The organism is Brenneria sp. L4-2C, from assembly GCF_040240335.1.
Taxonomy (GTDB): domain Bacteria; phylum Pseudomonadota; class Gammaproteobacteria; order Enterobacterales; family Enterobacteriaceae; genus Brenneria.
Map to the genome: position 1 here is coordinate 93,385 of NZ_JBEIAC010000004.1, position 20,101 is coordinate 113,485.

The following is a 20,101-nucleotide window of genomic DNA, read 5'->3' on the forward strand; positions in this document are numbered from 1 at the left end:
TTGTAGATATTAATGGTTTGATAAAATGAAAATAGCAATCGCAGGTACAGGTTATGTTGGTCTGTCTAATGCCATGTTATTGGCGCAACATAATGAAGTTATTGCAGTTGATATTGTTCCTGAAAAGGTCGAGCTGCTTAATAATAAAAAATCCCCAATTGCCGATAAGGAAATTGAAGATTTTTTAGTGAATAAATCACTGCGTTTTCAGGCAACATTGGATAAAAACCTTGCTTATGAAAATGCAGATTTCGTTATTATCTCAACACCAACAGATTATGATCCTAAAACCAATTATTTTAATACAAAATCTGTCGAGGCAGTGATTGAGGATGTATTAGCGATTAATCCTGATGCGGTGATGATTATTAAGTCTACCGTTCCCGTTGGTTATACGAAGCAGACTCGTGAAAAATATAGTAACAACAATATTATTTTTTCACCAGAGTTTTTACGTGAGGGGCGTGCGCTTTACGACAATCTTTATCCATCCCGTATTGTTGTCGGTGAACGTTCGGAACGAGCCGAGAAATTTTCTAAATTACTGCTGCAAGGTGCAATAAAAAAAGATGTTCCTGTGCTTCTTACCGACTCTACGGAAGCAGAGGCCATTAAATTGTTTGCCAATACTTATCTTGCTATGCGGGTTGCCTATTTCAATGAATTAGATACCTATGCGCAAACGAACGGCCTGGATAGTAAGCAGATTATTGAAGGAGTTGGCTTAGATCCTCGAATTGGTAATCATTATAATAACCCGTCTTTTGGTTATGGCGGCTACTGTTTGCCAAAAGATACAAAACAGTTGTTAGCTAATTACGAAAGCGTACCTAATAATATTATTAATGCTATTGTTGAGGCGAATAGAACTCGTAAAGACTTTATTGCTGATTCTATTATTAGTCAGAATCCCAAGGTTGTCGGCGTATACCGATTAGTTATGAAAAGTGGGTCTGATAATTTCCGCGCGTCGGCAATTCAGGGCGTGATGAAAAGAATCAAAGCTAAAGGGATTGAAATCGTGGTCTATGAGCCTGAACTAAAAGATGCTTCTTTCTTCCGCTCCCGAGTGGTTCGTGATCTGTCTGAATTTAAACAGATCTCGGATGTGATTCTTTCCAACCGTATGGCATCTGAATTATCTGACGTTGCGGAAAAAATCTATACTCGTGATCTCTTTGGTTCGGATTGATTATATAGCCTGCTTTATTTTATCTGGGATAAAGCAGGTTTTAGTTTCATTCGCGTTTATGTGACTGAGCGTTTTTTAATATTAATGTCTATCCGCGAATGACAGATCTCGATCTAATCCTCATCAACAAGCCTATACTCACCTTATTTAATAGAAATAAGGCATCAATATGGCCGAACTGTCCCACTACATCACGCAATGCGGTTATTGGGCGCTGTTTGTCGGTTGCCTGCTGGAAGGGGAAACCATCACCTTGCTGGGAGGGATTGCGGCGCATAACGGGTTGCTGCATTGGCCGTGGGTGATTGCCGTGGTGGCGGTTGGCGGTTCATTGGGCGATCAGGCGCTGTATTTCGCCGGGCGTCGCTATGGCGAACGGGTAATCTCTCGTTTGAAAGGCCAGCAAAAACGCATCGCCTATGCCCAGCGCTTGATTGCCCGACATCCGATGCTGTTTGTTATCGGCGTGCGCTTTATGTATGGTTTTCGCCTCATCGGTCCGGCGCTGATCGGCGCAGCCCGATTGCCCCCCACACGTTTTGTCCCGCTTAATATTCTTGGCGCCGTTCTTTGGGCTTCGATATTTGTGATGCTCGGCTATTTCGGCGGCCAGGTGATTGAAAATATCATTGGCGATGTTGATAACCAGCTCGCCAGCTTATTGTTGGTGGTACTGGTTATTCTTGTCATTCTATTGTTGTGCCGTTGGTGGCGTCATCGTTCTGTTTAATGGAATACCGGTGATTGATTTTACTGGGAATTTTATTGTCGCATCCATGCAGGAACAACATTGATATTTCAGAAAAAGGCGATCCCTTTGGTTCGGATTAGGTGTAATCTTAAGGGCATACGTGGCTCCGGGGTGTATGGTGCCTCAGAGAGAGTTATCCAATAAGAGAGTCGACTTATGACATCATTGAAAGCTGTTATCCCTGTAGCGGGTTTAGGGATGAATTTGTTACCGGTGACCAAGGCTATTCCTAAAGAGATGCTGCCGTTGGTTGACCGTCCGGTGATTGAAAAGATCGTTAACGAGTGCGCTAATGCCGGCATTAAAGATATTATTCTGGTTACGCACGCGTCTAAAAATGCGATTGAAAACCACTTCGATACTTCTTTTGAGCTTGAATCCCTGCTGGAAGAGCGCGCCAAACGGCAGTTGCTGGCTGAAGTGCAGGCCATTTGTCCGAAGGGCGTCACTATTATGAACGTGCGCCAGGGGGAACCGCGGGGGTTAGGGCATGCGGTGACCTGTGCCAAACCTATCATTGGCGATGCGCCTTTTGTCGTGGTGCTACCGGATGTGGTGCTGGATGAAGATAGCGCCGATCAAAGCAAAGATAATCTGGCGCTGCTGGTCTCTCGTTTTGAAAAGAGCGGCAACAGTCAGGTGCTGGTGAAACATCGTCCTTACGAGGTTCTGCCGGAGTATTCCGTGGTTGAATGTGCCACACCACTCGTCAAGGCGGGGGATGCCGCAGCCATTACCTCAATGATTGAAAAACCGCAACTGGCGCCGTCTGAAGGTTCCGATCTTTCCGCGGTCGGCCGTTATGTGCTGACGGCGGATGCCTGGCCGATTCTGGATAAGATCCTGCCGGGAGCCTGGGGCCGTATCCAGTTAACGGATGCGATTGCCGCCCTGATTAAAACCCAACCGGTGGACGCCGTGCAAATGGCCGGACGCAGCTTTAACTGCGGTCGTAAGCTGGGCTATGCGCAGGCTTTCATTTCGTATGGGTTGCGCAATCCAGAGTTTGGTAAGGCGTTTAAAGAAAGCATCAAGACGTTGCTGAAAGAACAGGCCTGACGCCCCTATTGCCTTAGGGATGGGGCGAGTAACCGGAAATCAGTTAATGGTTGTTTACGGTTTCAGGCGGTGATCCCCGCCGACTACCGCGGGGATGACAGGGGCGTTGGCGGGGATGACGGAGATTGTCGGGGATAACGACAGGTGGTGGAAATGACGGAAGCGGGTATTTCCAGCCGGTTATTCCTCGTCAAGCCACGGTTGATAGCGATCGCGCGTCCAACGGGCGTAGAGCGCCAGATTGCCATTGACTTCCTCGGCATCAAATTCCTCAAAGATATCCGGCGCGATTTCCAGTAATTCAGCGGGAATGCCAAGCCATTCCAACGTTTCTTCATAATCTTCATGCGTCGGATCCTGAAGAATGCCGAGCAGATTTTCATAACCCGGCACGCCGCCACAATCTTCCGGCGGGCAAACGCGCTCACCTCCCAGACAAAACAGGAAACCATCAAACTCATCGGGTATGTAGTTATTGTTTTCTAAAATGATTTCATGTTCCCAACCGTCGCCAAAATCATAGGTGTAAAGCAGCTTGTTGCTTTTGCGTTTCAGCAGTTCGTTAAGGCGATAGAAACCCTCGTCTTCACCCTGTGACGCATCCTCCGGGTGTTCGGTAAAGCGTTTTTTGCTGAAAATAAACTCATGAAAGTGACTGTCTTCCCAACCCATTACGATTTGCAGAACATCGTGCAGGCGGTCGAGGGTGATGGCGGCCGGAACCACAAACCGTCGCCAGATGGCGGGCGTTGTGCCGATAAGGCTGACTTTTAGCTGATAGTATTTTGTACTCATACCTGATCTCCTTCTTTGTATTGCAGGGGGACTGGTTTAAGCGTGGATAAGACCTTCACCGTTAACAGCGTATTATGACAGCGCATAGCGTATCGACAAGCCACGAAATAAAAAACGTAGCTCTTTCCTATTAACTAAGCCTGCTATCAAACCAATTACTATTCACCTGCCGTAAGCTGAGTTACCATGTTGCCCTGCTTTTGATTGCCGGCGGGGAATGATGAGCATCGCTGGCAGGTTATCCTTCAGACAGGAGTTGCTTTAATGTCCAAACAGCAAATTGGCGTTGTCGGTATGGCGGTGATGGGGCGCAATCTGGCGCTCAATATTGAAAGCCGTGGCTATACCGTTTCCATTTTTAACCGCTCTTCAGATAAAACTGACGAAGTGATTGCAGAAAATCCGGGTAAAAAACTGGCGCCTTACTATACCGTTGAAGAGTTTGTCGCATCCCTGGAAAAGCCGCGTCGTATTCTGCTGATGGTTAAAGCTGGAGAAGCGACCGATAAAACCATTGCCTCGCTGAAGCCCTATCTGGAGAAAGGCGATATCCTGATCGACGGCGGCAACACCTTCTATAAAGATACCATCCGCCGTAATCGGGAACTGTCCGCTGAAGGATTCAATTTCATCGGCACCGGCGTTTCCGGTGGTGAAGAGGGCGCGCTGAAAGGCCCTTCTATTATGCCTGGCGGTCAGAAAGAAGCCTATGAGCTGGTGGCGCCGATTCTGGAGAAAATCGCCGCTCGTGCCGATGGCGAAGCTTGTGTCGCTTATATTGGCGCCGATGGCGCGGGCCACTACGTCAAAATGGTGCATAACGGCATTGAATACGGCGATATGCAGTTGATTGCCGAAGCCTATGCGCTGCTGAAACATGGCCTGAATCTTTCCAACGACGAATTGGCCAAGACCTTCGCGGAATGGAATAAAGGTGAACTTAGCAGTTACCTGATTGATATCACAAAAGATATTTTCACCAAGAAGGACGATGAAGGCCACTATCTGGTCGATGTGATTCTGGATGAAGCGGCGAATAAGGGCACGGGAAAATGGACCAGCCAGAGCTCGCTGGATCTGGGCGAACCCTTGTCCCTGATTACGGAATCCGTTTTCGCGCGTTATATTTCTTCTCTGAAAGATCAACGCGTCGCCGCATCAAAAGTGCTGAGCGGGCCGCAGGCCGAACCCTTTGCCGGCGATAAGTCCGAATTCATTGAAAAAGTGCGCCGTGCGCTGTATTTGGGGAAAATCGTCTCTTATGCGCAGGGTTTCTCCCAGTTGCGGGCCGCATCTGAAGAAAATGATTGGCATCTTAACTACGGCGAGATCGCGAAGATTTTCCGCGCGGGCTGCATTATTCGAGCGCAATTCCTGCAAACCATCACCGATGCCTATCAGCAGGACGCCGATATCGCCAACCTGCTGCTGGCGCCGTATTTCAAGCAAGTGGCGGATGAATACCAGCAGGCACTGCGCGATGTGGTGGCCTACGCCGTGCAACATGGGATCCCGGTTCCGACGTTCTCTGCCGCTATTGCTTATTACGATAGCTATCGTTCCGCGGTATTGCCTGCTAACCTGATTCAGGCGCAGCGCGATTACTTTGGCGCGCATACCTATAAGCGCATTGATAAAGAAGGCGTATTCCATACCGAGTGGTTAGAATAATCGCGCTGAAGCGTTCAGCCCGCCGTCCCCCGCACGCTATCGCGGCGCGGCGGCATGTAAGCCGTCTGCGTGGACACGGCGGGGATAGCGCAACAACGATGTACCTGCCGGGCTGTGTCATCAATTAGCGCCAGATTAGGAAATATCTGGCGTTTTTGTTTTAAAGAAAAATTTGCACGCATTATTATGATCAATATGGCATTTTTTCTTTTTATCTTGTCAATTTAGTTAAAGATATCTATTTTTTTACTGGGATCTCCGTTGTCTGGTGTGTATGGATCTTGCTATTTTTTATAATGTTGCAAGAATTAGGCTTGGGGATGATGGTGTTTGGAATAGTTGTTAGCGCCATATACCTGTAACTCATGGCTGGGAGGATCCCAGTATCGGCAGGTCAATGGTAGAACAGGATGTTTTTACTATCGCTCCTGCCGGAATGAAGGACGGGGTATGGTCGTACTGACGATGCCTCACCCTGAAGTACTTCATGTTCAAAAAAGGAAATTGTAATGAAAAAAGCATTAATCACACTGGCTGCTGTGTTGGCCCTGTCGTCAAATGCGTTTGCAGTTGATGGCGTTTCTAGCGGTACTGCCGCTGGTTCCGCGGGAGCCGCTGGCGGCGCAGCAGCAGGCACTACTTCGATCATTGCTATTAGCGCTGCTGCGGCAGTTGCGGCCGGCATTGCCGTTGCCGTTGCTAATGACGATGATAATGGTGGTGCAGGTACTGCTACCTCGACTTCTACCGTTACCAACACAAACTAATGTTGTGTTGACCACAAGGCCACTTCGGTGGCCTTTCTTTTACCTGATTATTACGCTGTTCAGCGAGAATTCATTCAGTGATAAAAATAAAACGAATGACGGCAGTAAAACGAATGGCAAAAATGAATATGCTGATTGCCATGCCTATTTTATCCATTCTTCTGACCGGTTGTTCTCAGAAGATGGAGTCGTTGGGAAAAACGGCAAAGCTGGCCTTTCTGGGTCAGGACGATACGCAGGTTAGCGCGCAACAGGTCGCTAATGTCCCTTATGCTTCCGCTTATCTCAAAGTCGGTAAGGCGCCTCAGGCTTTTGTCGTGCTGGCATTTGCTGAACAACAGCAGTTGAAATGGATTGCCGCAGACAAAAATATGGTGGTGACCCGCCACGGTCGGTTAGTCAAAACGCAAGGGTTTGGCGAGGATATTACCTATGTCGATAATCTCGCTCAGGATCCGCTGGCGCTGGGGCTGCTGAAGTCCGCGACGCCGATGAAATGGCAAACGCGTGTCGAGTGGTCGCAGGTTTTCCGCGGTGGTTATGATTTAACCTCTGTGTTCCAGCCGCGAGGCAAGGAAAGGGTACAGATTTTGAATCAATCGCGTGAATTGATTCGCTTCGATGAGTTGGTTACCGTCCCTGCATTGAATGAGACTTACACCAATAGCTTTTGGCTTGATCCGGCGAATGGCCAGGTTGTACAGAGTCACCAATATATGGGACCTGCTATGGCGCTGGTGAAATTTACCGTTTTAAAACCATACGTACAATAAGGGGCTTGAATGTTGTCACTCACTCGTATGGCGACGTTATTGCTGTTGGTTTGTGGTTCGGCGACCGCCGCCCAGCTAACCGTGAAAGATCCGCAGCAAACTATTGCGGTAGTCAAACTCGACGATGGCGCGCGTCTTGAAAAATTCTATGAACAGGCCGTATTCCCGGAAAATATCAACTGGCAAACGGCCTTGATTTCCGATTTCGCCACCACGCAGAAAGCCTATGCGCAGGGCGATGCGCTAAGGGAAAAGCTGGCGGCGCTGGAAACGCGCTGGCGTAATTCCGGTGATGGCGATCTGGCTATTTCCGCCTGGCTGCTGCGCAAAACGCTGGAGCCGATTAACGTAGCCGGCCGCATTCACACCGAACTCGATCCCGATCGCGTGCGTGTTCATATCCAGAATAACCGGCCGCTGGTCGGTGAATATGCGCTTTATATTGCGCCGTATGCCAATCACTTTTCGCTTATTGGTCTGGTAAATACCTCTGCCGACGTGGGAGAGCTGGAAACCTCGGGCAACGTCGCCCTGCGCTCCGGTTGGTCGGTTGAGCGTTACGTCTCCAGTCGGCGTCTTCTGGCGGGAGCGGATAAAAGCGAGGGATATCTGATCGGCGGTAATGGGGTATGGCGTAAGGTGCCTCTGGCGCTGTGGAATCGGCAACATATTGAGCCGGCGGCGGGGGAAACGCTGTTTATTGGTTTTGATCCTTCGGTATTGCCCGGTGACATGGCATCGCTAAACGATCAACTTGCTGACTATCTTGCAAACCGGATCCCACATTAATGATAAAGAACAGAAAGTTTAAACTGGGCTGTCTGTCGCTGGCGATCGGCGGCATCTTAAACGCCCAGGCGATGGCGGCGGATGCGACGAAAGAAAATGAAGCGACCAACGCCAATACGCGCTATCAACCGGCTGGCGTATCGCAGTCTGATTTCGGCGGCACCGGGTTGCTGCAAATGCCGACGGCTCGGATGGCCGAGACGGGAGAATTCAGCTTCAACTACCGCGATAACGAGGAGTACCGTCGCTATTCGGTGTCGTTGCAGTTATTTGACTGGCTGGAAACCACGGTGCGTTATACCGATATCCGAACGCGTCTTTATAGTAATTATCCTGGCTTTAGCGGCGATCAGAGTTATAAAGATAAGGCGTTCGACCTGAAAGCCCGTCTGTGGCAGGAAAGCTACTGGATGCCGGAAGTGTCGCTGGGGTTGCGTGATATCGCCGGTACCGGATTATTCGACAGCGAATACCTGGCGGCCAGCAAGCGTATCGGGCCTTTTGACTTCACGCTGGGCGTGGGCTGGGGAAATATGGCGGAAAGCGGCAATATCAAAAACCCCGCCTGTTCTTTAAAAGAGAGCTTCTGTACCCGCACGGCGAGTACAGAGACGGGGCAATTTGAGGTCAAAAACTTTTTCCACGGCCCGGCGGCGATTTTTGGCGGCGTCGAATATCAAACGCCGTGGGATCCGCTGCGCCTGAAGCTGGAATATGATGGGAATGATTACAGCAACGAGGCTGCCGATCGCGGAAGACGGGAAAAGATAAAACAGGACTCTCCGTTTAACGTCGGCATGGTGTATCGCGTCGGCAATATCCTGGATACCACCTTGTCCTGGCAGCGCGGTAATACGTTGATGTGGGGCTTTACTCTGCGCACCAACTTTGACAGCCTGAAACCGAATCGTATTGATGACGCGCCGCCGGTTTATGCGCCGGTGAACAATGGCAAGAACACGGATTGGCAACTGGTGGCGAAAGAGCTGGATGATAAAGCCGGCTATCGCGGGGCGGATATTTATGCCGATCGCCATCAGGTTACGGTTGTCGCCGATCAGACTAAATACCGGGATAACGATGAAGCCAACCAGCGGGCGGCCACCATATTGGCGAATTATGTGCCGGAGGATGTAGCCGAGTATCACATCGTCAAACGCAATCAGCGCATGCCTATCGCCAGTACCGCGGTCGACGCCAAAGCATTCCATCAGGTGCAGCAGTCGGCCACGCCGCTGGGGCAGCCGGAGCCGGAAACGCATCGGGCGGAACCCGTCGCTGATGTTCGCGGTCAGCAGGTGTTGCGTACCGAACCGGATCGTTTCTCTTACTCGCTGGAACCCGCTCTGACGCAATCCATCGGCGGTCCTGAGTCCTTCTATATGTATCAGGTGGCGCTGAAAGGCAATGTGGATTACCGCCTGAGCGATCACTGGACTATCGGCGGAACCGCGTCGCTGAATCTGCTGGATAACTACGACAGGTTCAACTATACGGCGCCAACGGATAGAACGACGTTGCCGCGGGTCAGAACCCGGATCCGGGAATATGTCACTTCCTCCGACGTGCTGCTCACCAACTTACAGCTGACGCGCATGGATAATCCGGCGCCGGACTGGTACAGCCAGGTGTACGGCGGCTATCTGGAGATGATGTATGCCGGCGTCGGTTCCGAAGTGTTGTACCGGCCATACGGACAAAGCTGGGCGCTGGGTCTGGATGTTAACTACGTCAAGCAGCGCGACTGGGATAACATCATGAAGACGGCGGATTACGACGTGGTGACCGGCCACTTGACCGCGTACTGGGAACTGCCGTTCGTCGAAAACGCAGTGGCCAAGGTCAGCGTGGGGCGTTATCTGGCGGGCGATAAAGGGGTCACGCTCGACCTGTCCCGTCGCTTTGACAGCGGCATCGTCGCCGGCGCATTCGCCACTAAAACGGACGTCAGCTCAAGCGAGTACGGGGAAGGCAGCTTTACCAAAGGCTTCTATATCTCCATACCGTTTGATTTGCTGCTCTCCGAGCCAACCGTGAAACGGGGCGCAGTCGGTTGGGTGCCGTTAACGCGAGACGGCGGACAGATGTTGCAGCGTCGCACGTCCTTGTACGGCGTGACTTACAACTGATTAAAACCCATCATCCCCGCCAACTACCCCGTCATCCCCGCGGTAGTAGGCGGGGATCTTCCGCTGAAACCGTATACTGTCACTGGCTGATTCCGGAATCACTCAAAAAGGTATCCAGTCATCCCCTGTCTTCGCTCCCATCCCCGCACACGGATTAACGGTGATGCTCATCACATATTATTCCGTCTGCATTTGAGTTAGCCTTAATTAGCGGATATAACTTCGCACTGAGGTCGTTATTGGGGCGTACCTGAGCGAAACCTGAGAGGGATCATGTTGTTATCGACATGATCCCTCTCAGGTTTTTTTTTACCTGTTTTCGGCCCGTCGACGATGACTCGTCATTGAATCCGACAGACAAACGAACATCAGCAGTGGGTGATGTCGTGATGACATTATCCTGATGACAAAAGGAGAGGAATATGAAGTATCAAACGCTTAAAAGTTTCCCTCAGGGGTTTTTATGGGGCGCCTCGACGTCGGCTTACCAGGTTGAGGGGGCGTGGAATGAAGACGGCAAGGGGCCGTCGGTTATTGATGCGAGAACGTCTTATCCGGAAGGCACTTCAGATTACAAAGTGGCCAGCGATCACTACCATCGCTACCAGGAGGATGTTGCGCTATTTGCGGAGATTGGCTTCAAAACCTACCGTTTTTCCATCGCCTGGAGTCGCATCATTCCCGACGGCAGCGGTGACGTTAACCCGGCTGGCATTGCGTTTTACCATAATCTGCTCGACGAATTGCTGCATTACGGCATCGTGCCGATTGTCACGATGTATCATTTCGATCTGCCGCAGGCCTTGCAGGAAAAAGGCGGCTGGTATAACCGCGAGACGGTGGATGCGTTTGAACGCTTCGCCAACGTGCTGTTTGATGAATATGGCGACAAAGTGAAGTACTGGCTGACCATCAACGAACAGAACATGATGATTCTACATGGTTCCGCATTGGGAACGTTGGATCCCAATCTGGAAAATCCGCAGAAAAATCTGTATCAGCAGAATCACAATATGCTGGTCGCACAGGCGAAGGCGATGAATGCGCTGCATGACAAAGTGCCTGATGCGAAAATCGGTCCGGCGCCGAATATCGCCCTGATCTACCCGGCGACTTCAAAACCGGAAGATGTCATGGCGGCTTTCAACTACAACGCGATCCGCAACTGGCTGTATCTGGATATGGCGGTCTATGGGCGATACAACACTACCGCCTGGCGTTACATGGAGGAAAAAGGCTGCGCGCCGGAGATTCAACCGGGAGATATGGCGATATTGGCCGCGGCGAAGCCGGACTTCATCGCATTCAACTATTACACCTCGCAAACGGTCGAGGCCAGTAAAGACGACGGCTCCGATGAAGTTGCCCGCGATGGCGACCAGCATCTTACATCGGGCGAAGAGGGCGTTTGCCGGGGTACGAACAATCCGTGGCTGCAAAAGAATGCCTTTGGTTGGGAGATCGATCCCATCGGTTTTCGCAATACGCTGCGGGAGTTGCACGATCGCTACCATTTACCGCTGATCGTAACGGAAAACGGCTTGGGGGCGTTCGACAAGCTGGAAGAAAACGACCAGATTAATGATGATTACCGTATCGATTACCTGCGCCGGCATATTGAACAAATTCAACTGGCGATTACCGATGGAGTAGATGTCTTCGGCTATACGCCGTGGTCGGCGCTGGATTTGATTTCAACGCATCAGGGCTGCTCCAAACGTTACGGCTTTATTTATGTCAACCGTGATGAGTTCGATCTGAAAGATTTGCGGCGCATCCGTAAACAAAGTTCGTACTGGTATGCGCAGGTCATTAAAAATAACGGCTTGTAGCCGTTATGGCAGAAGGGCGAGGGCGGCGCCACGCTGCCTCGCCTTGTGCGGCGGCAATGTTCGGTATGTTGAAATTGACCTGGAAGCGTCAAAAATGTGTCTTGGTTGTTACATAAAATCGTAGGTGAATGTAACTAAGTATTTATTCGCCTTCTTTCAGGATGATTCTGCATTGTCTGCCGATTTTGGCCCCTCTATGATTCGCTCGTGATATCCCATCAACACTGAGGTAAACATGAGTCGTATTTTTAAAATCATTGGGGTGATTACTTTGATCACGGCGCTAAGTGGTTGTCTGTTCCCGCCTCCCGGTGGTGGTGGTGGTCACGGCGGCGGTCATGGCGGTGGTCATGGCGGCGGCGGGCCTGGTTTCCAGGACATGCGCGGCAGTCAAATGGGACCACGTTAAGTTTTTGTTCACCACACCAGGCATGAATACCATTCACAGGCAGGTTTCCCCTGCCTGTTTTTGTTATCCCTTCAGCTTACCGCGTTGTTCTTTTGTTACTCCGCGCCATTATCAATAATGATGCTAACGCAATGATAACGATGTTATTATTCGTTTCGCTATAATTACCTTCAAAATAACGATTATCTGAATACAGGAACAGAATCATGCAAAAATTACGTTATATACTCGGCCTGATCGTGATGCTTTCACTGTCGCAGATTGCAGGAATCGGCGGCGCTTATGCTGAAACGCCGCGACCGCCGATAGCGAATACCGTGAAAGCATACCAGGGAACGGAAGGCGCGCAGGTCTGGACATTGCGTGTTGGCGAAGCAGACGAATCACAGGCGCTGGTGCAGATTACCGGAATTGATCATGACTGGAACAGCAAAATCCAGAAAATGAATGTTGAAAAACTGTCCAGTAGTACTCGCTACTGGCTGAACGTAAATGATAAGAAGTTTGTCGCGCTGATATTGAACCAGGGTTACGGCGAACTTTATCTGCCTGGCGAAGCGCAACCGGTGCAAATCGGCTACAGCAAAGACCTGTCTGATCAGGGTAATGCGGAGGCTTTCCTGACCGACTATTTGCAGCAGGCGGGAAATAACTAACCCCCGGTCGCCGGTCGACAACAATGTGCGATCCCGGTCTACTACCCGGTTAACAACGCCGTCATCCCCGCCTACTAACCCCGTCATCCCCGCGGTTAGTAGGCGGGGATCGCCTGCTGAAACCGTAAATAGCCATTGACTGATTCCCGGTTACTTGCCCCATCTATGGGGCTCGCCCTTCAGGCTGCCGCAAGCGGCGTTCAAAAACATTCCCGATATTTTTGTGCGCAGGAATGGCGAAGAAGGTGGGCGGGGATCTGGTAAATAACGTATTGAGGGCCGCGTTATAAAAGGTCCGCTTCATCACCGTACGCCGCCGGCGATCATCGGCAACAAATAGTGAGTAGGATAATGCCGGGTAACGCCGCGCTGATGCAGCTGGCGGCTGACTTTCTCCACATCGTGACGGCGGCGGTCGAGCAGCAGGCCGACCACACTGCCGCTGTGCGCCACATTCAAACCATACAGTCCGTTGCTTTCCACCACATCCAGCAAATCGTTAAAAGCCGGCTTGCGCAGCGTTTGCTGACTGGCGATGGCGCTGAGGAGACAGGCTTCCCCCAACCGATAGCGGTCTTTCGCCGCCGCCGCCGAGCAGAACAGTCGCCAGGCGCGATCCAACCGGTCGGCGTGTCGCCGCAACGCCTGCCGACGGTCACGGCGGTGGTAGGCGGCGGTGTCCAGCGTTTGCGGGCTTTCCAGCAGCAAAATATCGATATCCGGCCGCCAGTCGCAGGCGATGGCGGTTTCGGCCGTCTGATGATCAAACAGCGTAAGTTGGCGAAAGAGCGTGCTGTCGGTGGGCTCCAACCGCACGCACAGCGCGGCAAGCGCCGCTTCATCCAGCGTTTCGCCAAGATGGCGGGCGGCGGCCAGCGCGGTCGCGGCGATATCGGCGGTGCTGCTGGCCATGCCTTTGGCGACGGGAATGGTGGAGGTGAACTCAATGCGCAAGCCGCGGGCCGTTTCCGCCGGATAGCCGAAGCGGGCGAGTATGGCTGCCAGCATGTGTCGCATGCGCGGACGTTCATTCAGCCCCGGTTTGCCGTCCGTGACCGACACGGTGCAAAACCAGTCCACCGGACAGGAGATCAGCTTTTCCCCGCCGAGGATCCAGCCCTGAATCAGTTCGCCGCAGGAAGCGGGGCAGCGCGCTTCAGCCATGGCCGAAAACCTGATGCAGGGCGGCGACGAGTCGCCTGTTATCGTCGGCGCTTTTAATGGCGACCCGATAGTCGCTGGCGCTCAGACCGGGGTAGTTGGCGCAGGAGCGAATCAGAATCTGCTGTTGCAGCAATGCCTGCTGAAGGTCGATTTCCGCTCGACGGCAGTGCAGAAAAATATAGTTGGCCGCCGGTTGCCAGACCCGAAGCTCGGGCATGGCGGTCAGTTCCCGGTAAAGCCAGCGCTGCGCGTCGGTCAGCCAGCGGCGGGTGGCGTCGATATAGGCCTGGTCTTGCAGAATAATTTCGCCGGCCAGCGCGGCGAACGCATTAATGGTCCAGGGTTCGCGCGCGCGTTTCATCGCGCTGACGGCCTGCCGGTCGCCGCTGACCAGATAGCCGAGGCGCAGACCGGGAATGGCGAAAAACTTGGTCAGCGAGCGCAGAACATACAGAGGGGAGAACGTTGATAAGTGTGGAATCAGCCCCGGCGCGTCCGGTACAAAATCGATAAAGGCTTCATCAACGATCAGCGCGGTATTGCGCTTGCGGCAACGCTCGGCGATCGCCAGCACCAGGCGGGCATCGGGCATCAAACCGGTCGGGTTATTGGGCGTGGCGATAAACAGGCAATCGTACTGGGTGTTGTCGAGCGCCGCCAGCAGGCGCTCGTCGGGTTGAAAACCGTCCGCTTCCGTCATGACATAATCGTCAATCACGCAGCCGACCCGTTGCAACGCGCGGCGGTATTCGGCAAATCCCGGCGTCAGCAGCAGCGCCCGGCGCGGCTGAAGATATTGCGCCACCGCGTAAATCAACTCGGTGGCGCCGTTGCCCGCGATAATATTGCTCGCATCACAACCGTGAACGCGGGCGAGCGCGGCGTGCAGCTCGCGGTATTCCACATCGGGATAGCGCTCCGCGCGCTCAAGCTGGCTGACTATCGCCGCTTTCAGCGACGTCGGCATACCCAGCGGATTGATATTGGCGCTGAAGTCGATAATGTCGCTGGCATCCATGCCGATCTTCAATGCCATTTCCAGTATGTTGCCGCCGTGTTCGCTCATTACGCTCTGATATCCCTGCAATAACTATGGATGTCAGCGTACCATAAGCGACGGAACGGCGGCTACGTTGCCTGTGACGCCGGGACGGGGCGAATGCTAAAAGCTCGCTTTCAACGACGCGATATCAATCACAAAGCGATAGTGTACGTCGCTTTTCAGCATACGGTCGTAGGCGGTGTTGATGGACTGGATATCGATCATTTCAACGTCGCAGGTAATGCCGTTCTCGGCGCAAAAATCCAGCATTTCCTGCGTTTCCGCAATGCCGCCGATCAGCGAGCCGGCAATCGTTTTACGTCCCATCACCAGCGCGCCGCTGTGTACCGTCGGCTCAATAGGTTCAATCAGACCGACCAGGATCAGCGTCCCGTCGCGTTTCAGCGTGCTCAGGTAGGGGTTAAGATCGTGCTGCATCGGCACCGTATCGAGAATGATATCGAAGCGGTTGGCGACCGCCTTCAACTGCTCGTCATCGGTGGAGATCACCACGTGATCGGCACCCAGGCGACGCGCTTCCTGCTCTTTGCCCGGCGAGCGGGTGAACAGCGTGACGTCCGCGCCCAGCGCTTTGGCGAACTTCAGTCCCATATGACCCAGACCGCCCAATCCAACCACCGCCACCTTATCGCCCGGCCCGACGTTCCAGTGCTTCAGCGGCGAGTAGGTGGTAATGCCGGCGCACAGCAGCGGCGCGGCGGATTTCATATCCAGCTTGTCGGACAGGCGAAGCACGAATTTATCGGCAACGATAATCCGTTCGGAGTAACCGCCGAAAGTGGGCAGACCGTCGTGACGGTCAACGCCGCCGTAGGTGCCGGTCGGCCCTTCGACGCAGTATTGCTCCAGTCCGTCGTCACAGGCGTCGCAATGTTGACAGGAATCGACCATACAGCCGACGCCGACCCAGTCGCCTTCTTTAAATTGCGTGACGGATTTACCCACGCCAACCACCTTGCCGATGATTTCATGGCCGGGAACAACCGGGTAAAGGCTATTTTTCCACTCGTTGCGCGCCATATGGATATCGGAATGACACACGCCGCAATAAACGATATCGATGACGACATCGTCTTCACGCGGATCCCGACGAACAAACTGGTGTGGAACTAACGGGCTGGTAGCATCAAGTGCGGCAAAACCACGTATATTCTGCATTGCGTTTTCCTCTTCATTTATTGCACGACATCAAGGGATGAAATTTTGGATTCAGTATGATGCATATCTCAGTTAATAGATTATGAATTTGTGATGTGCTTCGTGGTCATGGTTTTAAGCGGCGGGGGATGACAAAACTTGGCTCTTTGGCCCGGTCATAGCGGCTCGAATAGCGCGGATGTTCGCGATGATGAGAACAATAATTTGTTATTCCGGCGCGAAAATAGGCATCGAAAAAAATAAATGTTTACCATTTTGTTGCTATGAAGGCCTGTATTGAGTTGGACGATAACCTGGTCTTACGGTTTTCATTCTCGTGAACGCCACCATCGTCGTTCGTCCGCCACTGTCGTTCCGCCAACCACCACGCGTCATGCCCGCGTCAGTAGGCGGGGAACGCCTACTGACGCCGTGGACAGTCGTTGACTGATTCCCGCCTGCGCGGAATGACGGGGTTCGAGGGGAATGAGGGTCAATGTATTCAAAGCACTATAACAGATAAACAAACGTTAATGCGGTGTAAATGAAAAGATAGAAAAAAACTAAAGATTGTATCGCTGTCAGGTAAGAATCTTTCATCGGAAATGATTCTGCCGGGAAGGGGGTGAAATTCCCCCGCAGCCCCCGCTGCTGTGATGCCGACAAACCCGTTAAAGCCACTGATTCGCAGGATTGGGAAGGCGCGGGGGAGGATGACGCTAAGCCAGAAGACCGACCTGACAGCCTGTCTATATTCAACTCCTTCGGTGGGAAGCGGGTTGTCATCCGATATGCGCACCGGTAATGCCGGCTGCGCGTACGCTGTTGACGCCGCCTTTCCCGACCGAAACGTCGGGATTTTTTATGTCGAGTTTCAGTGAAAAAAAACCGGATAAGCTCGGGGCGAGTAAAAAGGCGTTTGTTATCGCCGGCACCGGGAGCGGTTGCGGTAAAACCACTGTGACGCTGGGGATTCTGCGGGCGCTGATGCGACGCGGGCTGGCCGTTCAGCCTTTCAAGGTCGGCCCGGATTATCTGGATAGCGGCTGGCACAGCGCGGTCTGCGGCGTGGCGTCACGCAATCTGGACGCCTTTATGCTGCCGACGGCGACGCTTAACGGCCTGTATAACCAGCACATGCGCCACGCCGATGTGGCGGTGATCGAAGGGGTGATGGGGCTGTACGACGGCTATGGCACCGATCCGGATTATTGCAGCACGGCGGCGATGGCCAAGCAGTTGGGCTGCCCGGTGATTTTGCTGGTGGACGGCAAAGCGGTATCCACGTCGGTGGCGGCCACCGTAATGGGTTTTTGCCGTTTCGACCCCGCGCTGACCATCGCCGGCGTGATTGTCAATCGCGTCAACTCGGCGCAACACTACGCGCTTATCCGCCATGCTATCGAACACTATTGCGGCGTCCCGGTATTGGGCCGATTGCCGGTTATGGAGGATGTGGCGTTGCCGTCGCGGCACCTCGGTCTGATCCCGGCGCAGGAGCAGGCGAACGACGATCGGCGCTGGCAGCGGCTGGCGCGGCAGGTGGAAGAAACCATTGAGCTGGATCGACTGCTGGCCTTGTGCGGCAATACGGCGTCACCCGCAGGCGTTGCGCCTGTTTTACCCGCTGCCGCTCTGGCCGACGGTTTGACGCTGGCGCTGGCCGATGATGAAGCCTTCAATTTCTACTATCCGGACAACCTGGATTTGCTGGAGCAGGCCGGGGTACGGATCCAACGTTTCAGCCCGCTTTACGACCGCCGGCTGCCGGATTGCCAAATGATCTACATCGGCGGCGGTTATCCGGAAATCCACGCGGCGCAGTTGGCGCGCAACACCGCGATGCATCGCGCCTTGCATGACGTGCATCAACGGCGCATCCCGCTGTATGCCGAGTGCGGCGGCCTGATGTATCTGGGCGCCGGGCTGACCACGCCGGACGGGCAGCGCCACGCGATGAGCGGCATCCTGCCCGGCGAAAGCGCGATGGGCAAACGGCTGACCCGCTTTGGCTATTGCCAGGCGCAGGCGAAGCAAGACACGCTGCTGGCGGCGGCCGGTGAAATCCTGCGCGGTCATGAATTCCATTACTCCGATTTTTCCACTTCGCTGTCTCCCGTCTTTGATTGCGCCAAATTGCGCGACGGCGCCGTTATGCGGCAGTGGCAGGGCGGTTATCAGCTTGAACAGACCTGCGCCGGTTATCTGCATATCCACTTCGCTCAACGTCCCGGCGTACTTGACCGCTGGTTGAGCGCCGCCCGGAGGCGGTTATGACGCTAGCGGCCTGGTTCGTCGCTTTTTTACTCGACCACTGGCTGGGCGATCCGCCGCATTGGCCGCATCCGGTGCGCTGGATCGGTAATTTTATCACCTGGCTGCAAGACGGCATTCGCGCCCGTTGTCGCAGCGAACGGGCGCTTAAACTCGGCGGCGGATTGCTGTGGCTGGCGGTGGTGGGCGTCACCTGGGCGGTAAGCTGGGGCGTGTTGGCGCTGCTGACGTCGATTCATCCGTGGCTCGGCTGGCTGGCGCAAGTGTGGATGATTTACACCTGTCTGGCGGGGCGTTGTCTGGGGGACGCGGCGCTGGCGGTTCACCGCGCGTTGCGACAGGGCACGCTGGCGGAGAGCCGCCGCCAGCTTTCATGGATCGTCGGGCGCGATACCTCGCAGCTTGAGAAACCGCAAATCACCCGCGCGGTGGTGGAAACCGTTGCCGAGAACAGCATTGACGGCGTGATCGCGCCGCTGTTTTTCCTGCTGATCGGCGGCGCGCCGCTGGCGATGGCCTACAAAGCGGTGAATGCCCTGGATTCGATGGTCGGCTATAAGAACCAAAAATATCGGGCGATTGGCTATGTTTCCGCCCGCATGGACGATCTGGCCAATTATCTGCCCGCGCGGCTTGGCTGGCTGCTGCTGAGCGCCGCCGCCTGGCTGCTGAGAGAAGACTATCGCCAGGCGTGGCGCATCGGCTGGCGCGATCGCCGCCGTCATGCCAGTCCCAACTGCGCCTGGTCGGAAGCGACGGTAGCCGGCGCATTGGGCGTACGGCTCGGCGGCCCCAATAATTATTTCGGCGAGCGGGTGGAGAAGCCCTGGATCGGCGATGAACGACGAGAGATCGCGTTGAGCGATATCCCGCGCAGCATCAGTCTGATGAAGGTGGCTTCTTTGCTGGCTTTACTGTTGTTTAGCGCCGCGTATTTTCTGCTGTCGGTCACACTGACGGGATAAGGAACAGAGAGATGAACTATCTGCAGCAACCGCTGGATATCGAGCGGCAAAGTTTTGTCATTATCGGCGACATCATCGCCAGCGAACATCCGGACTACCGTTTCGCCGATGCGGAGCAGGAAGCGGTGATTAAGCGTGTGATCCACACCACGGCGGATTTCGACTGGCTGGATACCTTGCATTTCTCGCCGGATGCGGTGGCGCAGATCGCCGACGGCCTGCGCACCGGCTGTACGCTGTATACCGATACCACCATGGCGCTGTCGGGCATCAACAAAACCCGGCTGGCGAAACTGGGCTGCGAGTGCCGCTGCTTTATCAGCGATGCGCGCGTGGTCGCGCGGGCGCAGGCCGAAAACATGACGCGCTCGATGGCGGCGGTGGATGTGGCGCTGGAAGAGCCGGGCCGTAAGCTGTTCGTGTTCGGCAATGCGCCCACCGCGCTGTTTCGGCTGTTGGAGCATACGGCGGAAAAACCGGACTCGGCGCTGGCGGTTATCGGCGTGCCGGTCGGCTTTGTCGGGGCGGCGGAATCGAAAGCGGCGCTGATCGACAGTCCGCTTGCCCACATCGCCGCGCGCGGGCGTAAAGGCGGCAGCAATGTGGCGGCCGCCATCGTCAACGCCATTCTGTATCGTCTGCGGGAGAGCCAGTGAACGCCGATTCGCAAAAGCC

The 20,101-nt window shown here is 53.8% G+C and carries 18 protein-coding genes and 1 riboswitch; of the genes, 14 read left to right on the forward strand and 4 right to left on the reverse strand.

Annotated features, from left to right (window positions below; all coding sequences use genetic code 11):
• The first annotated feature begins 25 nt into the window (after nucleotides 1-25).
• The 3 genes from ABRZ26_RS08305 to ABRZ26_RS08315 all read left to right on the forward strand — a co-directional run bounded on the left by ABRZ26_RS08305 (nucleotide 26) and on the right by ABRZ26_RS08315 (nucleotide 3,002).
• Nucleotides 26-1,192 carry a nucleotide sugar dehydrogenase gene (locus tag ABRZ26_RS08305; RefSeq protein WP_319603789.1) on the forward strand — a complete coding sequence of 389 codons (1,167 nt, stop codon included), beginning with the start codon at nucleotides 26-28 and terminating at the stop codon, nucleotides 1,190-1,192.
• Nucleotides 1,193-1,361: 169 nt separating this feature from the next.
• Nucleotides 1,362-1,922: a DedA family protein gene (locus ABRZ26_RS08310; RefSeq protein WP_319603790.1), complete on the forward strand. Its 561-nt coding sequence runs from the start codon at nucleotides 1,362-1,364 to the stop codon at nucleotides 1,920-1,922.
• 177 nt (nucleotides 1,923-2,099) lie between these two features.
• Nucleotides 2,100-3,002, forward strand: coding sequence for a sugar phosphate nucleotidyltransferase (locus ABRZ26_RS08315; protein WP_319603791.1), 903 nt, complete (start codon nucleotides 2,100-2,102; stop codon nucleotides 3,000-3,002).
• 180 nt (nucleotides 3,003-3,182) lie between these two features.
• On the opposite strand, the gene ABRZ26_RS08320 is transcribed toward ABRZ26_RS08315, so the two are convergent.
• Nucleotides 3,183-3,797 (reverse strand): plasmid pRiA4b ORF-3 family protein, encoded by a 615-nt coding sequence (locus ABRZ26_RS08320; protein WP_319603792.1) that lies wholly within the window; start codon nucleotides 3,795-3,797, stop codon nucleotides 3,183-3,185.
• Between the two features lie 264 nt (nucleotides 3,798-4,061).
• On the opposite strand from ABRZ26_RS08320, the gene gnd reads away from it, so the two are divergent.
• From gnd to ABRZ26_RS08360, 8 genes are all read left to right on the forward strand, one after another.
• On the forward strand, nucleotides 4,062-5,468 hold the full coding sequence (gene gnd / locus ABRZ26_RS08325) for an NADP-dependent phosphogluconate dehydrogenase (protein ID WP_319603793.1): 1,407 nt from the start codon (nucleotides 4,062-4,064) through the stop codon (nucleotides 5,466-5,468).
• 509 nt (nucleotides 5,469-5,977) lie between these two features.
• Entirely contained in the window at nucleotides 5,978-6,235 is a 258-nt protein-coding gene (gene yjbE / locus ABRZ26_RS08330; protein ID WP_319603794.1) for an exopolysaccharide production protein YjbE, read from the forward strand.
• A 113-nt stretch (nucleotides 6,236-6,348) separates the two neighbouring features.
• Nucleotides 6,349-7,008 carry a YjbF family lipoprotein gene (locus ABRZ26_RS08335; RefSeq protein WP_319603795.1) on the forward strand — a complete coding sequence of 220 codons (660 nt, stop codon included), beginning with the start codon at nucleotides 6,349-6,351 and terminating at the stop codon, nucleotides 7,006-7,008.
• Between the two features lie 9 nt (nucleotides 7,009-7,017).
• A complete protein-coding gene (locus ABRZ26_RS08340) occupies nucleotides 7,018-7,797 on the forward strand; it encodes a capsule biosynthesis GfcC family protein (protein WP_319603796.1) in 780 nt (259 codons plus the stop codon).
• Nucleotides 7,797-9,926, forward strand: coding sequence for a YjbH domain-containing protein (locus ABRZ26_RS08345; protein ID WP_319603797.1), 2,130 nt, complete (start codon nucleotides 7,797-7,799; stop codon nucleotides 9,924-9,926). Before ABRZ26_RS08340 ends, ABRZ26_RS08345 begins: the two co-directional genes overlap by 1 nt.
• A 422-nt stretch (nucleotides 9,927-10,348) precedes the next feature.
• Nucleotides 10,349-11,758 (forward strand): glycoside hydrolase family 1 protein, encoded by a 1,410-nt coding sequence (locus tag ABRZ26_RS08350; protein ID WP_319603798.1) that lies wholly within the window; start codon nucleotides 10,349-10,351, stop codon nucleotides 11,756-11,758.
• Between the two features lie 235 nt (nucleotides 11,759-11,993).
• A complete protein-coding gene (locus tag ABRZ26_RS08355; protein ID WP_319603799.1) occupies nucleotides 11,994-12,167 on the forward strand; it encodes a hypothetical protein in 174 nt (57 codons plus the stop codon).
• A gap of 206 nt (nucleotides 12,168-12,373) precedes the next feature.
• On the forward strand, nucleotides 12,374-12,823 hold the full coding sequence (locus tag ABRZ26_RS08360; protein ID WP_319603800.1) for a hypothetical protein: 450 nt from the start codon (nucleotides 12,374-12,376) through the stop codon (nucleotides 12,821-12,823).
• 303 nt (nucleotides 12,824-13,126) lie between these two features.
• On the opposite strand, the gene ABRZ26_RS08365 is transcribed toward ABRZ26_RS08360, so the two are convergent.
• The 3 genes from ABRZ26_RS08365 to ABRZ26_RS08375 all read right to left on the reverse strand — a co-directional run bounded on the left by ABRZ26_RS08365 (nucleotide 13,127) and on the right by ABRZ26_RS08375 (nucleotide 16,208).
• A complete protein-coding gene (locus ABRZ26_RS08365) occupies nucleotides 13,127-13,987 on the reverse strand; it encodes a GHMP family kinase ATP-binding protein (protein ID WP_319603801.1) in 861 nt (286 codons plus the stop codon).
• Entirely contained in the window at nucleotides 13,980-15,053 is a 1,074-nt protein-coding gene (cobD, locus tag ABRZ26_RS08370; protein WP_319603802.1) for a threonine-phosphate decarboxylase CobD, read from the reverse strand. The genes ABRZ26_RS08365 and cobD overlap by 8 nt, the downstream gene beginning before the upstream one ends.
• A gap of 96 nt (nucleotides 15,054-15,149) precedes the next feature.
• Nucleotides 15,150-16,208, reverse strand: coding sequence for an NAD(P)-dependent alcohol dehydrogenase (locus ABRZ26_RS08375; RefSeq protein WP_319603803.1), 1,059 nt, complete (start codon nucleotides 16,206-16,208; stop codon nucleotides 15,150-15,152).
• 545 nt (nucleotides 16,209-16,753) lie between these two features.
• A riboswitch (cobalamin riboswitch) is annotated at nucleotides 16,754-16,942 on the forward strand.
• A 49-nt stretch (nucleotides 16,943-16,991) separates the two neighbouring features.
• Here ABRZ26_RS08375 and ABRZ26_RS08380 point away from each other — a divergent pair.
• Genes ABRZ26_RS08380 through ABRZ26_RS08390 form a run of 3 tightly spaced genes read left to right on the forward strand, consistent with a single transcriptional unit; the run spans nucleotide 16,992 to nucleotide 20,082 of the window.
• Complete coding sequence (locus ABRZ26_RS08380; RefSeq protein WP_502881493.1) at nucleotides 16,992-18,464, forward strand: cobyrinic acid a,c-diamide synthase CobB; 1,473 nt, start codon at nucleotides 16,992-16,994, stop codon at nucleotides 18,462-18,464.
• The gene (gene cbiB, locus ABRZ26_RS08385; RefSeq protein WP_319603805.1) at nucleotides 18,461-19,426 is read left to right on the forward strand and encodes an adenosylcobinamide-phosphate synthase CbiB; all 966 of its coding nucleotides are present in this window, start codon (nucleotides 18,461-18,463) and stop codon (nucleotides 19,424-19,426) included. The genes ABRZ26_RS08380 and cbiB overlap by 4 nt, the downstream gene beginning before the upstream one ends.
• 11 nt (nucleotides 19,427-19,437) lie before the next feature.
• Nucleotides 19,438-20,082 (forward strand): cobalt-precorrin-8 methylmutase, encoded by a 645-nt coding sequence (locus tag ABRZ26_RS08390; RefSeq protein WP_319603806.1) that lies wholly within the window; start codon nucleotides 19,438-19,440, stop codon nucleotides 20,080-20,082.
• Nucleotides 20,083-20,101: the final 19 nt, after the last annotated feature.